At 44.0% G+C, this 24025-nt stretch carries 12 protein-coding genes; 3 read left to right on the top strand and 9 right to left on the bottom strand.

The annotated features are described in order from the left end of the window. Positions 1-2 precede the first annotated feature (2 nt). The 9 genes from QWZ17_RS12160 to cobA form a co-directional block, all read right to left on the bottom strand. Positions 3-1538 (bottom strand): glycoside hydrolase, encoded by a 1536-nt coding sequence (locus QWZ17_RS12160; RefSeq protein ID WP_290305487.1) that lies wholly within the window; start codon positions 1536-1538, stop codon positions 3-5. 56 nt (positions 1539-1594) lie between these two features. Continuing rightward, the gene (locus tag QWZ17_RS12155; RefSeq protein ID WP_290305486.1) at positions 1595-3100 is read right to left on the bottom strand and encodes an RICIN domain-containing protein; all 1506 of its coding nucleotides are present in this window, start codon (positions 3098-3100) and stop codon (positions 1595-1597) included. 74 nt (positions 3101-3174) lie between these two features. Next, a complete protein-coding gene (locus QWZ17_RS12150) occupies positions 3175-4875 on the bottom strand; it encodes a RagB/SusD family nutrient uptake outer membrane protein (protein WP_290305485.1) in 1701 nt (566 codons plus the stop codon). A gap of 13 nt (positions 4876-4888) precedes the next feature. Beyond that, positions 4889-8065 carry a SusC/RagA family TonB-linked outer membrane protein gene (locus tag QWZ17_RS12145; RefSeq protein ID WP_290305484.1) on the bottom strand — a complete coding sequence of 1059 codons (3177 nt, stop codon included), beginning with the start codon at positions 8063-8065 and terminating at the stop codon, positions 4889-4891. A 517-nt stretch (positions 8066-8582) separates the two neighbouring features. Beyond that, positions 8583-11927, bottom strand: a complete 3345-nt coding sequence (locus QWZ17_RS12140; protein WP_290305483.1) for a VCBS repeat-containing protein — start codon at positions 11925-11927, stop codon at positions 8583-8585. A 722-nt stretch (positions 11928-12649) separates the two neighbouring features. Further along, positions 12650-16825: a two-component regulator propeller domain-containing protein gene (locus QWZ17_RS12135; RefSeq protein ID WP_290305482.1), complete on the bottom strand. Its 4176-nt coding sequence runs from the start codon at positions 16823-16825 to the stop codon at positions 12650-12652. A gap of 272 nt (positions 16826-17097) precedes the next feature. After that, positions 17098-17463, bottom strand: a complete 366-nt coding sequence (locus tag QWZ17_RS12130; protein WP_290305481.1) for a VOC family protein — start codon at positions 17461-17463, stop codon at positions 17098-17100. A gap of 211 nt (positions 17464-17674) precedes the next feature. Then, a complete protein-coding gene (locus QWZ17_RS12125) occupies positions 17675-18028 on the bottom strand; it encodes a DUF7009 family protein (protein WP_290305480.1) in 354 nt (117 codons plus the stop codon). Between the two features lie 10 nt (positions 18029-18038). After that, positions 18039-18767: a uroporphyrinogen-III C-methyltransferase gene (gene cobA / locus QWZ17_RS12120; RefSeq protein ID WP_290305479.1), complete on the bottom strand. Its 729-nt coding sequence runs from the start codon at positions 18765-18767 to the stop codon at positions 18039-18041. Between the two features lie 287 nt (positions 18768-19054). On the opposite strand from cobA, the gene nirB reads away from it, so the two are divergent. The 3 genes from nirB to QWZ17_RS12105 all read left to right on the top strand — a co-directional run bounded on the left by nirB (position 19055) and on the right by QWZ17_RS12105 (position 24017). Next, positions 19055-21550 (top strand): nitrite reductase large subunit NirB, encoded by a 2496-nt coding sequence (gene nirB / locus QWZ17_RS12115; protein ID WP_290305478.1) that lies wholly within the window; start codon positions 19055-19057, stop codon positions 21548-21550. Between the two features lie 90 nt (positions 21551-21640). After that, entirely contained in the window at positions 21641-21991 is a 351-nt protein-coding gene (gene nirD, locus QWZ17_RS12110; RefSeq protein WP_290305477.1) for a nitrite reductase small subunit NirD, read from the top strand. Between the two features lie 22 nt (positions 21992-22013). Next, positions 22014-24017 (top strand): TonB-dependent receptor plug domain-containing protein, encoded by a 2004-nt coding sequence (locus QWZ17_RS12105; protein WP_290305476.1) that lies wholly within the window; start codon positions 22014-22016, stop codon positions 24015-24017. Positions 24018-24025 lie beyond the last annotated feature (8 nt).

Here is a 24025-nt window from a genome sequence, read left to right as displayed (position 1 = left end):
GGTTATTTGATAATACCGGTAAGCGTAACAACCGAACGTGCCGGAACAACGTTGGTGTTGGCTGTTATTTTACCAGCCTTCAATTCGGCATCCTGTGAGGTGAGGTACGATGATGTAAACTGTACTTTTGATTTACGGGTATTGAATGAGGTGGTTATATCATCGGTACCGGGGTTGATAATAACTACCGTGATGTTTTTCCCGTTTTGATAGGCAGAAACCAACAACGATTGATTTTGCGCCGATGAGGCAACAGCATCAACCCTTACCGCGCCCGGCCTGATGAAGCGGCTGTAATTACCCATTGTCCAAAGCATTTTACTGGAGTAAAAATTACCATCGGTTTTATTTCTGTCGATGTAGATTAAACCGTCTTTATAATCATAGGCCGAGATCGCCGTCCACCATTGCCATGCAGAGGCGTTGGCAACGGTTAGATCGGTGTGGATCACCTTAGCTAAATACAATGCCGCGTTAATCCCCAGGTCGCGATGGTTGCCATCTATTTCCCCGGCATTGTCGCCCAAAATACAATATTCAGATTGCCAGAAATTTAGTCCTTTAACCCCGGCAACGCTATCTGCCAAAGCCTTACGCGCTTTAACCGCCGATGCCATTGGCGAGGTAGTGAAATAGCTATGCGCGGCTATAGTTTTACTTACCGCAGGCAAATCGCCAAGATAATTGGTCGATCCGGCTTTGAAAAAATCACTTACCTGGTTGCCCTTGCCCGGCTTATCGCCGGCTGTAAACAAGTAATTGATGCTTCCGGCCTCGCCTACCAATATCTTTGAATCCAGCTTATTACTTACAAACTCTTTGTTTATTGCCCGTACTATACCCGCTATCTGGGTATTGGTATAAGGGTTACCTTCCTGGCCGCCATCACTCCAATCCCATTGCGGTTCATTGATGGGGCTTATATAATCAAACTTTACACCACTTACTTTTTGAACACCCTTTACAACATCATAAATGTACTTTGCAAAAGCGTCATACCTATCGGGAGCGATGTTAACCTTACCCTCATTGGCAAAAGCCTTACCATTGGTTGTAAACTGCACCGGCGGGCTATTAAAAAAACCTAAAAACTGTTTCACCCCACGCTGTTTGGCAGCCTCTAAAAACCAAACCTGCGCGGCCTGGTTTTGCCAGTTATAGGTGCCATCGCTGTTGGTAAATGATTCGGCCCTGCGCCATTCGTCTTTGATACCACTTGCATCGCCCTGTTGGGTACTGCCCGCACCCAAATTAAAGCGCCACATGGAAAGCCCGATCCCTTTAGGCGATCCATCGGCATTGTTATCGGTACTAAAAAGCCAATCGGCAATTTGCTGGCGTTTGGCATCTGGCCAATTACCCACAAACTGGCACGACCATGCATCCGAAGCAGCAAAATTGCTGATGGTTTGATAAGTTTTAGAAAGGTTAATATCAATAGTAACCTGCTTTGTTTGCGCCACAGCCACGCTATTAAACGCCAAAGCAGCCATAGCCACCACTACATTCCTTTTTATGGTATATCGTTTTATCATCATGTATAATTAGCAAAAGAACAGCGCTTTACAGCGCTGCTCCTTTACAATAGTTTATTTTATTGTTGTACTATTTGCCATTGCTGGTTATTGGCACCACTATATGGCCACTGGATAATGCCCGCGCCATTAGCTGTTGAGGCTCCATTAACATCAAGTGCAAGCCCGCTATTGCGGTTGATGGCTTTGTAAACGCCTGTGCTGGTTGAAGTAAGCGCCCATTGCTGGTTGTTACCGCCATTCCATGGCCATTGAATAATGCCGGCACCGTTTGTGGTAGATGCCCCATTAACATCAAGCGCCTGCCCGCTGTTACGGTTGGTTATTTTGTAATAGCCACCGCCATTATCGGTAATTACCCATTGCTGGTTGTTGCCTCCGTTTTGCGGCCATTGTATAATATTTGCGCCGTTTGCGGTTGAAGCCGCGTTAACATCAAGCGCCTGGCCGCTGTTTTGGTTTAGCAAACGGTAGTAAGCGCCGGTATAAAACACATCTGTACCGCCTGTACCTACACCCCAGCCATATTTAAGCCTGCTTAAACCGCTGGCATTGGTATTTGACACGGTAAGGCTTGTGCCACTGCCACCTAAAGTTTCCATAGCATAGCTATCGCCGGTGCGGATGCCGGGCCAGTATACCGCGCCCATGCCAAATGCCCTAACCTGGTTGGTTAAACCTTGCAGGTAAGCAATTTCCTGATCGCCGCCTATGGCACCGGTGTAGTTTTTACCGCCGTTCATAGGTACGCCAAATTCAGTTAATACAGCACGACTGCTGTAGCTGCCTATATTGCCCCTTAGCCTGCTTTCCCATTGCGCGGCCGTGGTATTGGTACCATTGCTAAAAAATGTATAATCATGAATAGATAACAAACAGCCCGAAAAACGGCTATCTGCACCAACTCCCGTAATATCCTGCGAATACGAGGTACCGCTGATTAAAATTCTCCCCTGAGGCACCGACGGATAATTGCTGAGCCATTGGGCACAAATGGTTGTCCAATCGGTTAATGAATAGCCATGCGGCTCGTTAAATATTTCAAAGTACACATGCGTATTGCTGCCATACTTGGTTACAATAGTTTGCCACATTGACCAAAACTGGGTGGTATTATCAATTTTACCATCCTCAGATGAACTGCCTTCCCAACAGCCCAAAATAACGTTCATCCCTTTGCTCACCGCTTTATCAATAACGCCGGTATAGGAGTTCCACCAGGTTTGTGATACGGTTGCATAATTTACCGGTATCCTCACCGTGTTTGCCCCCGTATTGGTTTGAATGCCGCTCAAAACAGCATCGGCCTTGGCCGATACGGTGGCATAACTATCTGACGAGGTTAAGCCACTTAATACTAAAATACCATCGCTAAAGTTGTCCCCGTCGCAAGCCCAGTTCACGCCTTTCAGCGCGCTTGCCGGCGTCGAATCCAGTTTAACATTGCTACTTCCCGATGACGTTTCGGTTGGGGTTGTGGCGGTTTGTTTGGTTGCTATCATATCTTTCTTACACCCTGCTGCAAAGCAACACACCGCTAATAATAAAACATGCTTCTTCTTCATAATTTATTGGTTGATAATTGGTTTAGAAAAAAAGGGAGAAGAATGGCTTCTTCTCCCGCAGATAAATTTATTGATTAATACCCGGCATTTTGTTGCAACTGCCCACCAGATGCTTGTATTTCCGTTCTCGGTATTGGTAACCAATAGTGTTTGGTAGCAAACGCGCGGCCATCTAAAGCTACTTTTGGCGTATAGCTAAAGGTACCGTCGGCATTTTTGGTGATGATTACACCTGCCGCCGGTTTGTTTTCGGTAACATCGGCAATTTTCCACCTGCGCACGTCATAAAAGCGGTGCTCCTCAAATGCAAGCTCAACACGGCGCTCATATCTCACGGCATCGCGCATTTGTGATTGCGATAAGCCACCGGCTAAAGCAGGCATATTAACACCCGGCCTTGCCCTGATCATATTGATAGCCTGCCTTGCAGACATGGTTGAACCGGCAGGCACAACATCGGCTCCATAAGCTTCATTAGCAGCCTCGGCAAAATTTAACAGGATTTCGGCATAACGGAAATAGATCCATGGGTGGAAGCCCGCGTTACCCCATGGGTTTTGCAGCGGATAAGCATCGTCCATATATTTACGCAGGTAGTAACCGGTTTTGGTAGTATTCCAGTTGCTATCGCCATCTTTACTATCCTTACCACCCGGTATAAAGGTTTCTACATTACGCTCCCTGTAGGCCGATCCGTTGTGTAACACGGTAGCATCAAACCTTGGGTCGCGGTGATCATATGGGTGTGTTGGATCGTATCCCGATGTTGGATCGGTAATGGCTTTACCATTGTCCATCTCATAATCATCAACTAAGTTTTGTAATGGCGTATTACCGGCCCAGCCGCCGTAACCGTTTGGTCCGTTGGCAATTTCCATGTGGGTATGGTTGGCGTTTTTGGTGTACAAACGCTCAAAAATAACCTCGTTGGTTTCGTTGGTTAAAAACATATTGTCGTAACCACCGGTGTAAATACCATATTTATTAAGGCTGATAACCGCTTGTGCCGCGGTAACCGCATCGGCCCAGGTACCAGCACTGTATAATGGGCTTGCCGCGTAAAGTTTAAGCCTTGATTTAAGCGCCAAAGCAGCCCCTTTGGTAGCACGGCCTAACAGCCAGGTGCCATCGTTATTTAAAGGCAGTTTTGAAGCCGCGTCATCAAGCTGGGCAGTAGCGTAATCAATACTTTCTTTAATAGTTGCCCTTTTAAACAATGTTGGGTCCTGTAAGTTATCGGTAAGGTTAACAACCCTATCGCCCATTAATACTACACCACCGTAGTTACGGATCAAATCCTGGTAACGGAAGGCGCGTATAAATTTAAGCTCGCCCTCTAAATGGGTTTTATGGCCCGCGCTAAAAGGCAGTTTAGGCAGCAAACTCAAGGCGTAATTACACTCCCTGATGCTGCGGTAGCTGCGGGCCCATAATACGCCGGCACCGCCAAGGTTTTCGGGGGCAAGCTGCCCGCGTTGTATCAGCCAGGTAGCATCATCATTGTTATAAATAGACTCATCTGTAAGTGAGCTCCACATGCTGTATTCAAAACCACGACCGAAGCCCGGGTTTGATCCATCACCTTCTTTATCCTGTAATTTTGCGCCAATGTAGCGGTTAGTAACATATGCCTCGTAAACAGCCGTATCTGATTCAATGGCCGATGTAGCAATCCTATCTGTCGGCTGTACGTTTAAAAGGTCTTTTTTACATGCCGTGGTGAACAGCATGCCGCCCAAAATAATGTATAGCGGGGTTTTATATTGTAATTTCATGATCTGTTCTTAATTAAAATTTCACGTTAACACCTAAGTTGATAATGCGTTGCTGCGGATAAAACTGACCGCTGCCGCTGGTACCTTCCGGATCATAATCCTTAACCTTGGTAATGGTGAACAAGTTGAAAGCGCTTGCATAAACCCTTAAGCCGCCAAGTTTAAGTTTTGAAAGGAAAGCTGTATTGAAATTATAGCCTAACTGTACATTTTTTAACCTGATGAAAGAGGCATCATTTAACCAGAAGGTATTGTTATACTGGCCACCGCTAATGGCGTTTGATGCACGGTCGGTTACACGTGGATACGTGCCGCTGGTATTGGTAGCGCTAAAACGGTTATCGGCCCAGCTGCTGTAAAAGTTACCGATGCTGCCCGATTCTGGCAATACGTACTGGCTAACTTCGGCCTGACCGGCAAATAATACCGAAAGATCAAAACCTTTATAACCGGCGTTTAATCCCACACCGTAAGTAATTTGCGGAATGTTGCCGTATTTGGTACGGGTTTGGTCGTCGGCAGTAATTTTACCATCGCCGTTGTAATCAAGGTATTTTAAATCGCCAACTTTAGCGCCCGGTACGTGTGGGTAAGCGTCAAGATCGGCCTGGGTGCGGAAAATGCCTATGGCATTGTACAATAGTGAAGTACCTAATGGTCTTCCGGTTTGGCGCTGATAAGCTAAAGTGCCCACGGCCTCGTCAATAAATACGATTTTGCTTTTCGCGTAAGTGAAGTTACCGCTTACTCCCCAGCTAAAGCCAGCTGATGAATGGTTGTAGGCTAAAGTACCCTCAAAACCGGCGCTGTTAACTTTACCAATGTTTTCTGATGGTACAAGCGGGTCTGAACCGTAAGGGTTTACGATACCTGATGAACCAGGAAGTGACGCGTTACGTGTAGCAAGGATGCTTGACCTTTTTTGCTGGAAGTAAATAGCCTCAACACTAAAATCGTGCAGGAAGGTAGCGTTAAAACCGACATCCAGTTTCCGGGCTGTTTCCCAGGTAATATTCGGGTTAGCTAACTTTACCAGGTTAACGTTTGGCTGAATAGTATTTGAACCACTACCCGGCACGCTGGCTACAAAGCCATTGTTTACCAAAACGTAGTTATCAAAATACTGGAAACCGTTTACATTATCGTTACCTAATGAACCGTATGATGCACGCAGCTTCAAATCGTCAACAAAGCTAACGCTGCTTTTAAACCAGTCTTCTTTTGAAATCCTCCATCCTACTGATGCAGACGGGAAATAACCCCATTGTTTGCCAGATGGAAATATAGAGCTGGCATCTGCACGTAATTGGCCTTCAAATAAATATTTTTCATCATAAGCGTAAGCTAAACGGCTGATAACGCTACGACGGTTGTAGTTTGAGCTGTAACCCGAGTTCAGATAGTCAGTAGCAGCGCTGCCGCCTTGTGATAACTCTGGCAACTGCGATGACAGGTAATTGTAACGGGTAGCATCAAAATACTCCAGGTGGTTTTTGCTTTGCTCATAACCTACAAACGCGTTAATATCATGCGCGCCAAATTTACGGGCGTAGTTTAATTTGATGTTTGAGGTGATTAATGCCTGGTTGGTTTGCGACTCAAACAAGGTGGCGGCATTGTTATTACCACCAACTACAACCTTGTTATAAGTTTGGGCCGAAGGATCATAGCTATACAGGATGTATGGCTTGCTGAAGTTTTTATCAAAATTATACGATTTATCAATAGAGAAGAAACCATCCAATGATAAGCCTTCAATACCCGGCAAAGCATAGCTGCCTTTTAATATACCATTAAAAACCTGGGTAGGGTTGTTGTTAACACCACCAATATCGGTTACCGCTACAGCAGGATTTGTATTTTCGATACCTGTTGTTGGTAATCCGTTAGGATAGTAGGCACCAACAATAGGTTTTGCGCGGTAAACAGAACGGAACACATCGCCTGCGCCAATTTGAGGAAACTGCCTGTCTTCTTCACGGCCAGACAATGACAATCCTACTTTTAAACGTTTGGTAACATTCGCATCAATGTTTGAGCGGAAATTGTACTGGTGATATTTGGTAACACCGTTTTTGTACAAACCATCCTGGTAAACAGTACCCAACGATACAAAGTATTTTACATCATCACTACCACCGGCAACTGATAAGCTGTGCTGGTTTTGTAATGCGGTGCCTTTTAAAGCTTGTTTTTCCCAATTGGTATTAGGGTAGTTTAGGGGATCAGACCCATCCTTGAATTTCTGGATCTGATCTGCCGAGTATGACTGATTTGAGCCACCGGTAGGGTTTGAATCAAGACTGATCTCGTTCATGATCTGGGCGTAGGTTGCTGCGTCGGCCATTTTAGGCAAACGGGTTGGCGAGCTAAAGCCCTGGTTAAAGCTGTAATTGATGGTTGGCTTACCTGTTTTACCGCGTTTGGTGGTAATTAAGATAACACCGTTTGCCGCCCTGTTACCATAAATAGCTGCAGACGCGTCTTTTAATACCGACATGCTTTCGATATCATTCGGATCGAGCCTTTCTAAACCACCAATCTGCCCGGGTACACCATCAACAACAATCAGCACGTTGTTACTGCCTGTGGTAGCCAAACCACGTACAGTAATGTTTGAACCGTCGTAACCAGGTTCGCCGCTACGGTTGTTAACAATAACACCCGGGATACGGCCAGCCAACGCGTTTGATACGTTTGGTGCCGGGCTTTTTACCAGCTCAGATCCTTTAACCTGCGATATAGAGCCTGTTAAAGTAGCTTTCTTTTGCGTACCGTAACCTACAACCACAACCTCGTTAAGCGATTTAGAATCACCGCCTAATTGTATGTTGATGGTTGACTTTCCGTTTACGGCAACTTCCTGTGTTGTGTAGCCAATAAAGGTATATACCAGGTACGCGTTTTGATCTTTTACGGTAATGGAGTATTTACCTTTAACATCAGATATGGTGCCCTGGGTAGTGCCTTTTATAGAGATTGATACCCCCGGTAAAGGTTCGCCCTTTTCGTCGGTTACTGTACCTGTTACAGTAATATCGGCGCTATTGGCGCTTTTTACAATGATGCCGTTGCGCATTGTTTTGGCCATCGCGGGGGATGAAAGCGGGATGGTGGCAACAAGCAACATACCAAGCGCCATTTTGGCGCTGCCATGTGGTGAAAATTCTTTCAGTAAATTTTTTCTCATGTTTTTGAAATTTTCGGTTAATAAATTGGTCGTACCGGCGCGCCGCCATTGCCACAGAAATAATCCGTAGATTGGTTACAGTAAACAATAATTGGCGTGCAGATATTTGGTTTATGAAGGCTAATGTCGAAGAAAACTTAGCATCCGAAGGGTGGTTAATCCTCATAAAAAAAGGGGTAAAAAGGTATTTTTATAGCTAAAAGGAGGCAAAAACGACCTTTTTTGATTTTAGAGATAGCAATAATGAAGAAGTGGGGTGTGGAGTTATAAAATAGGATAGTGGTAAAATAGGGAACAGCAATCGCTTTCAACCTTTCCGTCATGCCGAACTTGTTTCGGCACCCCATATGCTAAGTAGACTTCATGTGTGTTACCTGTCCTGTGGGGTGCTGAAACAGGTTCAACATGACTTCCGCTTTATAACTTGTCACAGATATCCCGTCGAAGCACTCGGGCAAAGACCTTACGCGCACGATTCTTCGATAGGCTAAGACTTGATTGTCCTCATTGGTAATTTTTACCTGCTGATCAATTGATAGGCCTGTATGGGTTGTTGATTAATGCCGATGAGCAGTTTGCTACCTACCGGCGTAACGCTCCGTACATCGCCGGTAAGTTTAAAGCCGGATACCTGCTGACTAACCGCCGTAAAGCTCCCGTTCTTTGCTCCCCTTAGCAACAAGCCATAATTCGCGTCGGATTTACCAAAGCGCAGCCTGGCCTGGCTAATGTTACCACATAGTAACAGATCGGTAATGCCATCATGGTCATAATCTAAAGATGTTATGGTGAATACAGGCGAAAACTGGGCTTCAAGCGGCAATTGCGCTTCATGCAGTTTGCCCGATTTATCGCTTAAGAAATAAGTTGTAGCTAAAGTGTTGGCTGTTAAATGGCCTGCTCCCTGCATCTCGGCGGGGGTAAAAACTTCGTTAATAGTGGCGTCGGCATATGATTTATAATCGGTAAAGCGGGGGCGCATCATACTGATCTGTTCCAGTAACTCATCGCGCGTAACATAGGGGTAGCTTTTATGCTGAATGTAAAAGCACAGGATAGGATCAACGGCACCGTTGTTATCAAAATCTTTAAAGTACATTTCGGCAGGTTCTTTATCGCTCATCTTACATTGCGTGTTGGTGCCCTGGTTGCCTAAAATAAAATCGGGGTGTCCGTCATGATTAAAATCGCCCACAGTAATACAGTTCCACCAACCGCTGTATTGTTTAGATAGGTATTTTGCCGTTTGGTTTTCAAAATGCCCGTTATTATTAATAAAGATAGTTACGGGCATCCATTCGCCAACCACAATCAAGTCGGGGCGGCTATCGCCATTCATATCTATCCATGCCACATCGGTAACCATGCCCAGGTTTTTTAACTGGGGCAGATATTGTTGTGTTGCATCTTTAAAATGTCCTTTTCCGTCGTTTACCAATAAATAGCTTTGCGGCGTTTCGGGATATCGCCCCGGCACCACCCTGCCGCCGATGAACAGATCGGGAAAGCCATCGCCATTAATATCGGCTGCTTTTACACAGCTTTTACTGGTGTACAAAGCAGGCACCGCATTATCTGCTTTAGTAAAATTGCCATGCTTATCATTTAAATATAACTCATCGGCAAGGGAAACATCGCCGGGTTGTAAATTATGGTAGCCACCAGATGCGCAAAACAAATCGGGGTAACCATCATTGTTGGCATCAAAAAACAAAGGGATGACCTCAGCCTTCGTACTACTTTTTTGAAACGCGGGTTGATTTTTCTTTACAAAACTCCCGTTAGCTTGCTGTAAAAAAAGAGCTGAGGTCTGCCCGCTGCCACCACCAACAAAAACATCCTCAAGGCCATCTTTATTTACATCGGCCTTCACCACATGCGGCCCCGAAAACGATATCGGGTTAACCAACAGCGGCTGGCGTTTAAAATCGTTCACGTTGGTAACAGGCTGGCTATAATTAAGCGGACTGGCCACTTTACTATAAATAGTTTTCTGTAACGCCTGTGGTTTGGTATTTTCAATAGCCCTTGCCTCTGTTACCGTTAGCACATGATCCGTAGCCGGCTTTTTAATCACTTGCGTTTTTCCCAATGCCCATTGCACTTTTACAGAATCAACCAATTTATTTTTCCCCAAGCCAAAATGCACCACCGTTGTAACGCATGATTGATAACCGCGCGCAGGCATTTGCTGAATGGTTTGCTGTTTATCACCTGCATATAGCGTCACCGTAGCACCAATGCCATCGGTATTTTTACCGGCTCCTTTTAGTTTAACATCGAGGTAATGGTTTCCGCTGGTTTTGTTTTCAAATATCGATGCGGGTTCATTTACGTTATTTACAATCAGATCAAGGTCGCCATCGTTGTCCAGATCGGCATAGGCGCTGCCGTTGCTGTTTGATGGCTCATCAATACCCCATTGGGCCGATACATCCTGGAAAGTAAAGCCTCCTTTATTTTTAAACAGGTAGTTTTTTACTTTAGATGCAGGCATCTGTTTAACCAGGTTCAGCAAATCTTCACGTACCACGGCGCGGTTTTGCAGATTATCGCCCATGTACTTTAAAAAGTCCATATTGGTATAATCACGTAAAAAGCCGTTAGATACAAAAAGATCTTTCCAGCCATCGTTATCATAATCGGCAAAGAGTGGCGCCCAGCTCCAATCGGTATTAGAGATACCGGCAAGCTGCCCAACTTCGCTAAACGTACCGTTGCCATTATTAAGGTGCAGCATATTGCGCATGTACTGGTAGTAAAAGCCGGCTTTAACATTCATGTTAAAAAACTCGTAGTTATCGGTACCCATCAGCAGCTTTTGACGGTGATTATCTTCGGGCAGCATATCTAACGTAAAAATATCTGGCTTGCCATCGTTGTTGATATCGCTTATCTCGTTCCCCATGGAGTAAAAGGAAGTGTGGCCAACCATCTGTTTTAGCTCATCGGTAAAAGTGCCGTTTTTGTTGTTGATGTACAGTTTATCGGGGATACTGTAATCGTTATCCAGGTAAATATCAGGCCAGCCGTCGTTATTTACATCGGCAATGCCTGCGGCAAGTCCGTATGATACGGTTCCATTTTCTATCCCAGCCTGTTGGGTAACGTCAGTAAAACGACCATTATCGTTACGCAATAATCTCGATCCCCGCTCAGGGTCTTTTGTTTTCACCAAATCTTTCAAGGCGTTAACATCAACATTGTTCAACCTTTCGGGACTATGATTTACCAGCAGCAAATCCAAATCGCCATCTTGGTCGTAATCAAAAAAGTAACCCTGTGTGGTGTATGATGAAAAGTTAAGGCCATAAGCCTCCGTCATATCTTTAAACTGCGGGATACCCTGCGCGTCATTACCCTGGTTAATGAGTAACTGGTTTACCCGTTTCTCAGGTCTTAATTTGCCGGAGTAGCATAAATAGAGATCGGGTAAGCCATCACCGTTTACATCGGCTACGGTAGCGCTGGTTTTCCATGGCCCTGGTCGGCCCGCCACACCTGCCTTATCGGTAATATCCTCAAATTGCATTTTGCCTTTATTGAGGTACATTTTATTAGCTATCATGTTACCGGTAAAATAAACATCCTGCAAACCATCGTTATTAAAATCGCCAATGGCTACGCCGCCGCCGTTGTAAAAATACTCGTATACCAGTACGTTGGTGTTCAGCCCTTCGTCGAGCTGGTTAACAAAGCCTATGTGGGTTTGGGTGCTATCTAATTTTTTAAACAAGGGCTCTCCCGTCTGTTTACCGGCAGTATTATTTTGACACGATGCCAGGCACAACAAACAAAACAGAGCAACAACATTGCTTAACAATATGGGTAAGCGGGCACCTTCCGTAAACTGCGGTTTCATAATTTGATTTGCCGGTTGGTTATTACACCTATGGCCTGATTGGTTTTTTTGAGCTAAAATTGGTAAGGCAAGGTAGTACTACTAATTTATAGCATAGAGGGCCAAATCATTAAAAAATAAGGGACGGATTGGTAAAATTCATGAGCGGGCGTTTAAATTTTGATAGGTATCAGGTTTGCTGGCGGAAGACACCAATATACGCCTCTACATTATTAAACTACTTTAGGGCATTACCCTACTATTGGTTAAAAAAGCAAATGGCTGACAGGCGGGCGCCCGAACAGCCATTTTTACCAATTTTAAATCAAATGCGAAGTTTGGACCAAATAAAAATTAATCCTTGATACAAAAGTATTGCTGGCAATGAATTTCAATGCGGTAGTAATCCATCAATTTTAGGGGGTAAATAAGTTTTGGGAGAGAAAAAAAGGGATTGGGGTTTGTAAAATCCATGTAGTTTAAAAAAATTAATAACTCGCAAAAACGTGGACATGGGAACTAAATAAAAACCCGTTGTCATTTCGAACGAACCGGAGTAGGATTGCGCACAGGAGGTGAGGAGAAATCTTATAAAAGCGAAAATTCGATCTTGCAAATCGTATAGGATTTCTCCTCGCACCCCGCTTCTTCCCCTCGCTTGCTCGTTCGAAATGACATTTTCTTTATAAAAAAGATATCGACACATTAGCTCTCAAGAGGGGATTTGAAAAGTAGCACCACGCCTATACCCTTGTTTTCCCCGTAAACTCATTGGTTACCATATCTTCTGCCAGGTTTTTGCGGTATTTTTTCATGTATTGCGATGGGTTAATGCCGAATACTTTTTTAAACTGCTCTCTGAAATATTTGATATCATTAATACCTACCAGGCCCGAGGTTTCAAAAATATTGTGCCTGGTATTGATCAGTATTTCGGCGGCTTTACGCAGCCTGATAAACCGAATAAAACCACTGGCCGACTGCCCCGAAATAAACTTGATTTTTTTATACAACGATGAATGCGAAATACCTAATTCGCCTGCGAGGGTCTGGATGGTAAAATCGGGGTCCATCAGGTGCTTCTCCACAATTTTGATACAATTATCCAGGAACGTTTTATACTCGGCAGGTATTTTTTGATTGGTGGCGTTTAAGGTGATCTCGTTATAAAAATACTTTTGCAGGTTGTTTTTATTACGCAAAATGCCGGCAACCCGGGCTTTCAAAATTTCTTTGTCAAATGGTTTGCTGATGTAATCATCGGCGCCGCCCTCAATGCCTTTCAGCTTAACCTCGGGCGAGGCGCTGGAGGTAAGTAAAATAATGGGCACATGGCTAATGCTGATATCATCCCGGATAGCGGCGCAAAGCTCAATACCGGTCATCTCGTCCATCATTACGTCGCTAATCACAATATCCGGCAGTACATCTTTAATGATAGATAGGCCTTCCCTACCGTTATCGGCCGAGTAAACCTTATAATCGGGTTTAAAAAGAAGTTTCAGGTACTCGCGCAGGTCTTTGTTATCATCAATAATGAGGATGGACTTTAAGTCGGCCGTCGTTTCGAAATCTTCTAAAAGTAAGTTATCCTGTTCTTCCTCAGCAGCTACCGGAATCTCGGTTTCAATCAGTTCTTTCAATATTACCGAGCTGGTTGCGTCATCCTCATAGATTACGTTTTTCTGTAAATGCCCTGTTCCCTTCAACAAGGTAACAATAAACCGGGTACCGCCAACGGGGTTAGCCTCATAACGAATAGTGCCCGAATGGCTTTCAATAAACTTTTTAACCAGGAACAAACCAATACCAAAACCCCCTGTTGACGGGCCTTTGCTGTTTTCCTGCTGATAAAACTGCGAGTATAGCTTATCTTCTGTTTCGGCCTTAATACCAGGGCCCGTATCAAGTACCTCCAGGTTTACCAACTTATCCTGCTGACCGATCACCACCGTTACACTGCCCCCCATTGGCGTAAATTTAATCGCGTTGGATAGCAGGTTGAAAAGTACAATCTCTATCTTTTCCCTATCCACAAATACTTCAATATCCTGGTCGGCGCAAATAAATTCAAAATGAAGTCCCTTGGCTTTGGCCTGGTAAGTAAAACACAGGAAAACCTCTTTACACAACTCCACCAGGTTAAGCCTAAAAATAGTTAGGGTGCCCGCATCCGAATCGGCTTTGCGGAATAACAACAACTGGTCGACCAGGCTTAACAGGCGTTTGGCATTGCGGTAAACAATGTGCAGGCTACTGGTATCAACTTCATGCTCATGATACAGCAATTCTTTAATTGGGTTGATGATTAAGGTTAAAGGCGTACGAAACTCATGCGAAACATTGGTAAAGAACGACAATTTACGTTCGTTAAGTTCTTTATCTTTTTCAGCAGATAACTGGGTTAATTGTATTTCGTATTTCAACCGCGCCTGGTTTGCCCGGTATTGCAAATAATAGTAAATGAGCAGGCCACCGGCGGCAATGTAGCAAAAGTAAGCCCACCAGGTTTTGTACCAGGGCGGCAGTATTTTAATTTGTAAAGTGGCGTAATCATTAAACCAAATGCCATCCTGGTTTGAGCATTTAACCCTAAACGTATAATCGCCGGGGGCAAGATACCTGTACGTGGCCGACCGTTGGTTACCTACATAGTTCCAGGTTTTATCCAGGCCTTCCAGTTGGTAGGCAAACTCGCCTTTTTGGGGGTAGGCATAGTTTAAAGAGGTGTACTGGATAGAAAACACAGCCTGATCTGGCTGTAAAACCAATTGTTTAGCTTCGTTTAAAGCCTGCGATAGTACGGGAACATTGTGACCATGATCGCCCGTTTCAACCTGGTTGCCAAAAATCTGTAAACCGGTTATAATAACCTTGGGTTCAAAGTAGCTTTTATTCACCCTATCAGGATTAAAAACATTGAGTCCCTCGGTGCCGCCAAAATACATGGCGTGATTTTGCTTATCGTAAATAACCGAGCCCACGTTAAACTGCCCGGCCTGCAAACCATCAGACTGATCGAAATTAGATACGATGTTTTTATCCAGATCGATGTTTGACAGCCCCTTATTGGTACTCATCCAAACCGATTGATTATCGGCACTTTGAAGCGCGTAAATGGTATTATTTGCCAGCTTATTTTTTTCGTTAAAATGCTGGTAGGTTTGCTTATCACGATTATAAATAATGAGGCCATCGCCTTCGGTGCCTATCCAAAGCTTGTTAACGGCATCTAAATAAACAGCAAAAACTACCTGCCCGGGCATAAACCGTTTTTGTTGGGCAGCGTCAAAAAAACGTGTAAACTGTTTGTGTTCTACGTTAAAATAATTCAATCCGCCGCCGTAGGTTCCTATAAAAAGATTACCATTTGTATCTTCTGTTATAGCCCTTACATCATCAGAGTTTATAGCGCTGTTTGCCGGGTTATAATTGGTGAAGGTTTTACTAACCGGATCAAAAAGACTTATTCCACCGCCATTTGTGCCTATCCACAGGTTTTTGCGCTTATCCTGGTAAATTACTCTTACATCATTCCCCCCAAGGCTTTTACTATCGCCGGGTTTATGGCTGTAATTTATAAACGAATCTGAATGGCTATCGTACCTGAACAATCCTTTGGCATAGGTGCCAAACCAAAGATTATTGTCGCTATCGCACCAGGCAGATAGTATAGCGTTATTGGTTAAACTGCCGGGACGACCATCGGCGTAGTAATGTTTAAGGATGGTGCCGTCGGGCGCAGTTTTAAAAAGGCCGTCGCCGTCGGTGCCAAACCACAACGCGCCGGTTTTATCCTGGCACATACCGTAAAACCTCATGAGGCTTTTGCCCGATGCATCTTCATGCATCTTTTGAATAATGGTAAATTTTTCGCTGATACTGCTAATCATGTACACCCCTTCACCGTAGGTACCTACCCATATATTCTGGTGGTTATCCAGGTAAATGGTTTGTACAGATCGTTGGGTAATGTTATAACCATCATCGCCCATCACGGGGATCAGGTTAAAATCCCTGGGACCGGGCGTAAAATACTTGAGGTTAAGCTTATATAAACCGCCATCCTGTAGCCCGATAAGCAGGTTATTTTGCCTATCCTCGTTTAGCGAAAGATAGTTATTGCTTTTAATTTGCGCTTGCTGTGTTTGAAACCGGGAGAATTTATCAAGCAACCGGTCGTAATAAAGCAAGCCGTTGCCGGTAGCTATCCAGATGTTATGAAAATGATCTTCAAAAATTTCGTTAACCCTTCCTACGGTTACATCATCAATTTTTGATAAAATGTTTGCCTTACCGGTTATCTGCCCGTTGTTTTGGTGGAAAACATTGATACCGGCATCAAGGGTACCAATCCACAATAGTCCCTTTGAATCTTCAAAAAGGGAAACAATCCTATCGCTTGATAATTGGGGCAGGTTTTTGCGGTTGTAATTGATAAACCCGGAGTTTTTAGTTTTAAAATAAGAAAAACCCAAACCATATGATGCCACCCAAAGGTTACCGTTTTTACTTTGGATGATGTTATCTACATCGTTTTTAACAGCATTATTATTGCCAAGCCGGTAGTGTGAGAATTTTTCGGTGCGAGTATCTAATTTGCTCAGCCCATTTCGGGATGACACCCAGATGTTACCAGAATGATCGCCCAATATTTTTTGAACAAAATTGCCGGATAGGCCCGTTGAGTCGCCGGGCATGGTTTTAAACACTTTAAAGGTCGATCCATCAAAACGGTTTAAACCATCGCTGGTTGCAAACCACATTAAACCATTTTCATCCTGGGTTATGCTATTCACAATGCCAAATGACAACCCATCCTTTAGCGCATACTTCAGCACCTTGTTTTTAACGGGAGCCTGGCCATAACAAAAAGAAACGGCCAATAGCAATAATAACAGCAAGTAAAATCTCTTCATCACATCTAAATCAGCCACATATTACATCAATAACCAATAAGAGTACAAATTAGTTACTAAGCAAGTAAGGGCATTACCTTTTTAAGGTTTGCTATTAATCAACCAACAAAATTGAACAGTAAAAAACTCCGAAACAATTTATAATTATTGTTAAAATAACAGTTATTTAATAGCTTTTGCAAGTAATTATGAAAATTTGCGCCTGAAGAAGAAATGTAGCTTTTTCTAAGCTACCGGAAATAGTATCCTAAAAGACAAGGGATTACGTCACCCTATGAAAAAAACTGGCCAAAGTGCCACAAAATGCCCGATGGATCATGCAAAAAGCACTCTTTGCCCCATTGCTCTACCCTTATTGGACTTAGTTTTACATTTTCATATCGAGTTGTAAGGTTTAAAGCCCCAAGCTCCTGCCAATACCGGTCAACATCATCTACCTCTAAAAAAATCATGGTGTTATCTATCCAATCTTTCACGTAGGCATCCTGTAAATAAAACGCCATTGCCCCTGTTTTAAAAACCGACATATTATGCGTTAAAACAGATTCATTAAAACCCAGGTCGCGGTAAAAGCTGCGGGAGGTTTCAAAGTTTTTAGCGCCAATAAATGGCCGTATTGATTTAGCGTTATGTTCCATAAGTATTGTGTTTAACAATTGCTGGCAAAGCTGGGTAACTTATGCTAATGTATATATTATTCAGAGGAGATTTTTTGAATTTTCAGGTAGAGACGCAATATTTTGCGTCTCCCGCATGCAAATCGAATTTGCAAGTCTGAGATTATGTAAATCGCGTTAGCAAGCCACCCTGTATAGCGGGAGACGCAAAATATTGCGTCTATACATCCCCCTACATTTTTAAACTCAAAGGATTGGGGTAATTATCGCTTTGGTCTTCGGCCACATTATCAAGGCATTTAAAGTCTTTTTCAATAAGCAGGTACATTTGGCTGTTGTTGTTTTCAAAGCCAACCCGCTCTGTATTTGTCCATTCAATAGCCATAGCCGCGGGCATGTACATGGTTATGGTATTATTGTTAAATTCTGCGGTTAAAACGCTGGTTTTTGAACGCTGCAGCGCGTATTTAAATACCTGCGCGCCAAAATGACTGGTTTCTTCCAGGTAGCCTTCCCTGTCAAAAGTTTCCACATCGGTTTTTGTTAGGCGATAACGCAGCGAATTTCCTTTTATCCTGATTTTCATAGCTTTTCTTTTAATTTTTAACGTTCACCACATCGCCTATAATAATAATGGCGGGATAGGTAAGCTGATGGTCGGCAGCAATGGCAACCAGGTCTTTCACCTTTCCCTTAGCCGATTTTTGATTTGGTAACGACGCGTGTTGTATAATAGCAGCCGGAATATCACCTTTACCCGCTTTTACATAGGCCAGCGCGATCTCGGCCAGTTTTTTCATCCCCATATATATAACAACGGTGGCGTTGCTGTGCATGGCGCAGGTTAAATCGGCCGATAGACTGCCGTCTTTTTTGGTACCGGTAACCATCCAAACACTTTCACTCACCAACCTGTGCGTTAAAGGAATATCTTCCAACCCTGATGCCTGCATACTGGTTACGCCCGGTATATAATGTGTGGTAATACCATGCTGGCGCGCGTAAAGAATTTCTTCAAAGCCACGACCGAATATAAACGGATCGCCGCCCTTTAGCCTTACCACGTTACCTTTAGTAAAGGCGTAGTGCTTTATCAGTTCGTGAATAGTTTCCTGCGGGGTATAATCACCGTAAGGTTGCTTGCCAACATAAACTTTTTCGCAATCCTCGCGGCTTATGGCCAACAACTCCTTGTTGGCCAGGTTATCATATAATATAACATTTGCCTGCTGTAATACCTTATATCCCTTCATTGTTAACAGTTCCGGGTCGCCGGGACCGGCACCAAGCACAAAAAGTTCAGGATTTTGTATATTTTTTTGCATATTTTTAAAATTAACGTCAAAAAATCAAGTTATAAGCCTTTTTATTTTGGTGATTTTATAAAAATTACAAAATCACAAACATTTAATCATTAAAATAATGATATAAATTATATTAATAGCACTAATTTATGAAATAAAACACCAATAAACATGATTTAATTAATAAAAAATTGAAATTAATTTTTATTTGATGCTTTTTTGAGTTATAATTGTAATATAAATGAAATCAGGGTCGCATTTGATTCATTTTAGTTTGAAAATTGCTTTAACATTTAAAAAATTCCGACATGTCAAAACCAACCATCATTGTAGTTGGCAACGGTATGGTGGGTTACAAGTTTTGCGAAAAACTTTTAGCCAGATCAGCACAGTTCCAAATAATTGTTTTTGGCGAAGAGCCCCGCCACGCTTATGACAGGGTACATCTTAGCGAATATTTTAACGGCAAAACAGCCGATGATTTATCGCTCTCCACCCTATCGTGGTATACCGATAACGGCATCACGCTTCACCTGGACGACCCTATCCAGGAAATAAACCGCGCCGAAAAAACCATCCACTCCTTAAAAGGCGTAACCCTTAAATATGATTACCTTGTTTTAGCTACCGGTTCATCGGCCTTTGTGCCCGATATTCCGGGAATTGAAAAAGAAGGCGTATTTGTGTACCGCACCATTGAAGATCTGGAGCTGATAAAAGCCTGCGCCGCCAATGCAAAAAGCGGAGCGGTAATGGGCGGCGGCTTGCTTGGCCTTGAAGCTGCCAAAGCCTTAATTGACCTGGGCATTACCGAAACCCACGTAATTGAGTTTGCACCACGCCTTATGCCGCGGCAAATAGATTCGGCCGGGAGCAGTATGCTGCAAATGAAACTCAGTCAGCTTGGTTTACATATCCACTTAAATAAAAGCACCGCGGCCATTGTTGGCGATAAAAAGATCAGTTCACTAAAGTTTAATGACGATAGCCAGCTGCCGGTTGATATGCTGGTTATATCGGCTGGTATTCGCCCGCGCGATGAGCTGGCCAGGCTGGCCGGCCTGCACGTAGGCACCCGCGGCGGCATTATAGTGAACGAGAAAATGCAAACCAGCGATGAGTACATTTACGCCATTGGCGAATGTGCCCTGTACGAGGGAATGATATATGGTTTGATTGCGCCCGGTTATGAGATGGCCGATGTAGCGGCCGCTCATTTAACCGCGGCCGACAAAGGTTTTTACGGATACGATATGAGTACCAAATTAAAACTCATTGGGGTTGATGTTGCCAGCTTTGGCGATGCCTTTATTACCGAACCAGATTGCCGCACCATTTTATTTGAAGATACCCACAAAGGCATTTACAAACGCATTAACATTACCAACGACGGTAAAAACCTCTTAGGCGGTATTTTAATTGGCGATGCGGAAGCCTACAACATGCTGCTGCAAACTGTTAATAATAAAATTGTATTGCCTCCCGATCCGGAGGATTTGATTTTAGGCTCGCGCGGCGGCGAAACAAACGCCGGCGCTGGCGTAATGAGCTTGCCCGATGACGCCTTGATTTGCTCGTGTGAAGCCGTTACCAAAGGTGCCATTTGCGACGCCGTAAATACCGGCGGCGTAACCAATATTGATGGCATTAAAAAATGCACCAAAGCGGGCACCGGCTGCGGTGGATGCGTGCCGTTAGTAAAAGATTTGGTAGCCGGCACCATGAAAGCCAACGGCCAATATGTTAAAAACGTTATTTGCGAACATTTTGACTATTCACGCCAGGAACTTTTTGACCTGGTAAAAATAGGCGGGCTAAAAAACTACGATCTTGTGCTTGACCACTATGGCAAAGGCGATGGCTGCGAAGTTTGCAAGCCGGTTGTAGCCAGCATACTATCAAGCCTGTGGAACGATGTTATTGTAAAACAGGAAGTTATACAAGACAGCAACGACCGCTTTTTGGCCAATATTCAAAAAGGCGGCACTTACTCTGTAGTACCCCGAATTCCCGGCGGCGAAATTACCCCCGATAAATTAATTGTAATTGGCCAGGTAGCCAAACGCTACGGTTTATATACCAAAATAACCGGCGGCCAGCGCATTGATATGTTCGGCGCGCACTTGAGCGACCTGCCATTAATTTGGGAAGAGCTTATTGATGCCGGGTTTGAAAGCGGCCACGCTTACGGCAAAGCGCTGCGTACGGTAAAAAGCTGCGTGGGCAGCACCTGGTGCAGGTTTGGCTTGCACGATAGCGTAACATTCGCCATCGAGATTGAAGACAGATACAAAGGCATCCGCGCGCCACATAAAATAAAAGGCGGCGTAAGCGGTTGCGTACGCGAATGCGCCGAAGCACAATCAAAAGACTTTGGCATCATAGCCACAGAAAAGGGCTGGAATTTATATGTATGCGGCAACGGCGGCTCCAAACCACAACATGCCCAGCTACTGGCTACAGATATTGATAAAGAAACACTGGTAAAATATCTCGATAGATTCCTGATGTTTTACATTAAAACAGCCGATCAGCTTACCCGTACCGCAACCTGGCTCAACAAACTGGATGGCGGCATGAGCTACCTCAAAAACGTAATAGTAAATGACAGCCTGGGCCTGGGCGAGCAGTTGGAAGAGGAAATGCAAACACTGGTAAATACATATCACTGCGAATGGAAAGAAGCCGTAAATAATCCGGCCATGCGCAAACGCTTTGCCCACTTCATAAACGCCCCCGAAGAAAAAGACCCACATGCTCAATTTGAACCCATGCGCGAGCAGGTAAGAGCCAAAGAGTGGTAGTTTTTTTTAATTCAAAAGTCAAAAATCAAAATTCAAAAATTAATGCGGAACCCTGCTGCAGGGAAGGCGCATACTCAAACCAATTACAACATGGAAACAGTTATAGCAACACGATGGATAATGGCTTGTTATGTTGATGACGTGCCCGAGAATGGTGGCTCATGCATTAAACATGGTGATGAACAAATAGCCATATTTAATTTTACCCGCCGCAACGAGTGGTATGCTACTCAAAATCTTTGTCCGCATAAACAGCAAATGGCTATTTCGCGCGGAATGATTGGCAGCACCGGCGAAAATTGCGAGCCGAAAGTAGCCTGCCCGTTTCACAAAAAAACCTTCTCCTTGCTTAGCGGCGAATGTATTGGCGATGAAGACCTGAGTATTAAAACCTACCCGGTAAAAATAACCGACGGTAAAGTTTTTATCGGCATTGCTTAACTTTGAACCTTTATCACAACCTATGAACAAATTTTACAAAGCACTTTTTCTATCATTAACTTTTACAACCGCCCTTAACACCGCAACAACAGCACAAACCATTGATACCGGCAAACGCGTATTTAAACTGGGCCAGGTAAATATTTTAGGCGTAAAGGATAGTTTACGCTCCAGCAAGCTAAGCAGCAAAACTTTAAACCTTTACAATCGTAACGATGTCTCGCACGCTTTGAGCCTGCTGCCAGGCGTAACCCTTACCGCGGTAGGGCCACGCAATGAATCGGCCATCAATGTGCGCGGTTTCGATATCCGGCAGGTACCGGTTTATCTTGATGGCGTTCCACTTTATGTGCCTTATGACGGTTATGTAGACTTAGCCCGTTACAATACATTCAACCTGTCAGAAATAAGCGTATCAAAGGGCTACTCGTCGGTATTATTTGGCCCTAATGCCGAAGGTGGCGCGATAAACTTAGTGAGCCGCAAACCTGTTAACCCATTCGAATTGAATGCCGTTGCCGGATATTTAAGTGGCGGTTACAGGCTTAACACCAACATTGGTTCAAGCATTGGCAAATGGTACTACCAGGTTTCTGCATCGCAATTAAAAAGGGATTTTTATCCTTTATCCAAAAAGTTTGAACCGGTTAAAAACGAAGGTGGCGGGCACAGGGATAACTCCTATAGTAACGACGTTGACCTGAGCGGCAAAATTGGCTTCACCCCAACCATATCACAAGAGTATGCCGTAGGCTACAGCTATCACCATGGCACCAAAGGCACTCCTGTTTATGCCGGCGACGACACCCAAAACTCGCTTTTCAAAAGCGCGCGCTATTGGAAATGGCCCGAGTGGAATACCCAGGGGCTGTATTTTTTAAGCAACAACAAGCTTAACGCAACCAATGTTATCAAAACCCGCTGGTACTACAGCGCATTTAAAAATGAGATTGACAGCTACGATAACGCAAGCTACACCACCATAACCAAACCCTATGCTTTCAAAAGCATTTATGACGATTACACGCTGGGAAGCACCGTTGCGTTTGAAAATACCGATATTAAAAACAACAGTTTTAGCGTTGCCGCCCATTTTAAACAAGATGTACACCGCGAGCATAACGTGGGCGAACCTACCCGCCGCGATGCCGACAACAACTTTTACATAGGTGCCGAAGATACCTACCACCTTACATCGGCCTTAAAGGTAAATGGTGGCGTAAGTTACAATGACAGGCGCAGCACCGAGGCGCAACAATACACCAACAGCACTATATCAAACCTACCGGCCAACAGCAACGGCGCGTGGAATTTACAGGGATTAATTCAATATGATATTGATAACGCCAACACGCTTAGCTTTTCGGCAGCGCGCAAAACCCGGTTTGCTACCATTAAAGATCGCTACTCGTACAAATTTGGCACTGCAATCCCTAACCCTAACTTGAAGGCCGAGGATGCCATGAATTATGATTTGAGCTATCATTCGCTTATTGCCGGCAAATTATCGTTAACCGCATCAGGCTTTTACAGCAAAATAAATAACAGCATACAGGTTGTAAACAACGTAAGCGTTGATCCGGTGACTAAAGTAAGCCAATCGCAGGTGCAAAATGTTGGCCGGGCCGAGTATTATGGTGCCGAGTTTGCTTTGGGTTACCCTATTAGCACCCAGGTACGGTTAGATGCAAACTACGCCCGCATTGTGCGCAACAACCTGTCATCGCCGCAGATATATTTTACCGATGTACCTAAAGATAAAGTATTTGCATCGGTACAATACGCTCCCATAGCAAAATTATACCTGTTGGCTTCGGAAGAATACGATTCTAAAAGATACAGCACAAGCTACGGCACACCATCCGGTTCGTTTTACCTTACCAATGTAAAAGTACACCTTACCTTACTTAAAGGCTTTGCTATTGAAGGCGGCGTAAACAACCTGTTCGACAGGAATTACACCTTTGTTGAGGGTTATCCCGAAGAAGGCCGTAATTACTTTGCCAACCTCGTTTATAACTATTAATTTTATAC

The organism is Mucilaginibacter flavus, from assembly GCF_030409315.1.
Taxonomy (GTDB): Bacteria; Bacteroidota; Bacteroidia; order Sphingobacteriales; family Sphingobacteriaceae; genus Mucilaginibacter; species Mucilaginibacter flavus.
Note: the sequence above shows the minus strand (reverse complement) of the source record. Positions and strands in the feature narration are given on the sequence as shown.